The 2,817-nt window shown below is 74.3% G+C and carries 2 protein-coding genes; both read right to left on the bottom strand.

Annotation, left to right across the window (positions count from 1 at the left end):
• Window positions 1-666: SGNH/GDSL hydrolase family protein (locus KME77_RS21960; protein ID WP_219470721.1), on the bottom strand; the 666-nt coding region annotated here is incomplete at its 3' end.
• The coding region (locus KME77_RS21955; RefSeq protein ID WP_219470719.1) for a xanthine dehydrogenase family protein molybdopterin-binding subunit at window positions 663-2,817 on the bottom strand (2,155 nt) is incomplete at its 5' end. The genes KME77_RS21960 and KME77_RS21955, both read right to left, overlap by 4 nt.

Below are 2,817 nucleotides of genomic sequence, written 5' to 3'. Positions count from 1 at the left end.
GATCCACCGCACCCCCGCCCCGGCCGTCCGCCAGGCGGCCCGCCGGGGCAGCGCGGTGAGCGGGGCCGACCAGGTGTTGTCGCTGCCCGGCAGCTCGATCGCGTGCGCGATGGCCGCCGCGATCCGGGCGTGGCCCAGCGGGCTGGCGTGCAGCCGGTCCGGGCTCCACATCCTGGCGTCCGTGGCGAACGCGTGCGGGAAGGTGTCCACCACGGTCACCCCGTGCCGGGCGGCGGCCTCCCGGATGCGGGCGTTGAGGTCGACCACCCGGGGGACGAGCCGCCGGGCCACCGGAGCGATCTTCCCGATGTCCGGGAACGTCACCGTCACCACCCGCGCCCCGGCCCCGGTCAGCGCCTCGAACATCTCCTCCAGCGCCGAGATCACCGGGCCGGCCTCGAAGCTCGGCCTGATCAGGTCGTTCATCCCGGCCATCACCGTGGCCAGGTCGGGCCGCAGCGCCAGCGCCGGGGCGAGCTGCTGGTCGCGGATCTGCCCGGCCAGCCGTCCGCGTACGCCGAGGTTGGCGTACTGGACGGCGGGGTTCGCGACGGCGAGCAGCTCGGCGAGCCGGTCGGCCCAGCCGCGATGGCCGCGGATGTCGTCGCCGTCGCCGAGGCCCTCCGTCTGACTGTCGCCAAGCGCGACATATCGGGCGTAAGTCACTCAGAGATTAGAGCCCACACAACCTGCGGGGTCAACGGCGTACTGGTCACCCGCGCGGCGATCTCCGGCATCGCGGCGGCGACCGCGTTGCCGATGGCCGCCGCGGGGCCGACCGTTCCCGACTCCCCCGCGCCCTTCATGCCGCCGGGCGTGAGCGGCGAGGGCACCTGCATCGTCCGCACCTGGATGTCGGGGACCTCGCGTGCGGTCGGCATCAGGTACTCGGCCATCGGCTGACCGTCCTCGGTGTAGACGATCTCCTCGGTCAGCGCCATGCCGATGCTCTGCACGATCCCGCCACGGAGCTGCCCTTCCACGATCGCCGGGTTGACCAGCACCCCCGAGTCGTTGACCGCCCAGTAGCCCTCCAGCTCGACCGCGCCGGTCTCGGGATCGACCGCCACCGCCGCCGCGTGCGCGCCGTACGCGAACGTCTCGTGGGCCGGGTCGTACGAGACCCGCTCCTCCAGCCCAGGATCGGCGCCCGCGGGCAGGTCCCAGCCGCGCCACGCCGAGGTGGCGATCTCGCGCAGCGTCAGCGACGCCCGCGGATCCCCCTTCACCTGTACGACCTGGCCCGCGATCTCCAGATCGTCCGGCGAGACCTCCATCCGGTGCGCCGCGAGGGTCACGATCTTCTCCCTGAGCCGGTCGGCGGCCAGCGACAGCGCGCCGCCGCCCACCGCGAGCGAGCGGCTGGCGATCGACCCGACCGAGGAGTACGGCGTGGCCGAGGTGTCGCCCAGCACCACGCGCACCCGGTCGATGGGCACGCGCAGCCGGTCCGCGGCGATCTGGGACAGCGTGGTCTCGATGCCCTGCCCGATGCCCACGACTCCGGACCAGACCACGACCGAGGCGTCCTGCTCCATGCGCACGACCGCGGTCTCGTAGCCGCCGGACCTGATCCCCGCCGCCTTCAGGTCCATCGAGGACCCGAGGCCGGTGCCCTCCACATGGCAGGAGAACCCCACCCCGCGCCTGCGCCCGTCGTCGCGCGCCGGTGGGACGACCATCTCGCGCAGCGTGCGCAGGGCCAGCGGGTAGTCACCCGAGTCGTACTCCAGCCCGAGCCGGGAGGTGTACGGCAGCTCCTCCGGCCCCAGCATGTTGCGCAGCCGCAGCTCCACCGGGTCGGCGCCGAGCCGTCTCGCGGCCTCCTCGACCAGCCGTTCCCTCGTGCAGGCGGCCTCGGGCACGCCGAACCCCCGGTAGGAGCCGGTCGGCGTGGTCGTCGTCACGACGGCGCGCAGCCGGACGCCGACCCGGTCGAACCGGTACGGACCCGGCAACGAGCAGCCGGTCACGATGATCGGCGACATGCCGCAGTTCGACGGATGGCCGCCGACGTCGCCCACGATGTCGGCGTGCAACGCCACGAACCGGCCGTCCGCGTCGAGCGCCAGCCGGGCCCGGTGCGTGGCGGCCCGCGCCGGCAACGTCGTGACCAGGCGGTCGCCGGGCGACTCCGTCCAGCTCACCGGGACGCCCAGGCGCATGGCGGCCAGGCAGACGAGGACCTCGTCCGGGTACAGGTGCTCCTTGCCGCCGAAGCCGCCGCCCGTGTCGCCGTTCACCACGCGTACGCGGTCGTGGGTCAGGCCGAGCGCCTCCGCGGCGTGGTCGCGTACCAGGTGGGGGCACTGCGTGGAGGTGTGCACGGTCAGCTCGCCGTCGGCGAAGCTCGCGACCACACCGCGCGGCTCCATGGGGTGCGGCGTCGCCCTGCCGAACGTGAACGTCATGTCGACCACGTGCGCCGCCCCGGCGATGGCCTCCTCGCAGTCCCGGTCGCCCATCGGGAAGTCCGCCATCACGTTGCCGCCCCACTCCGGGTACAGCAGCGGGGCGTCGCGCGCCAGCGCCCGCTCCACCCCGATCACCGGCGGTAGCGGCTCGTAGTCGAGGTCGACCAGGTCCGCCGCGTCGGCCGCGGCCTCCGGCGTGCGCGCGACCACCATGACCAGCGGCTGGCCCACGTAGCGGATCGCCTCGTCGAGCGCCGGGTAGGAGGTGACGGGCTGGCCGGCGCCGATCGTGACGCACGGCAGCCGCACGCCGGCCGCGTCGGCGGGGGTGATCACGTCGAGCAGGCCGTCCACCGCCCGCGCCGCCCCGGCGTCGCAGCCCACCAGCCCCCCCTGGGGGATG

The sequence above is a fragment of the Nonomuraea rhizosphaerae genome, assembly GCF_019396405.1.
Classification (GTDB): domain Bacteria; phylum Actinomycetota; class Actinomycetes; order Streptosporangiales; family Streptosporangiaceae; genus Nonomuraea; species Nonomuraea rhizosphaerae.
This window is presented reverse-complemented; position numbering and strand designations above follow the sequence as displayed.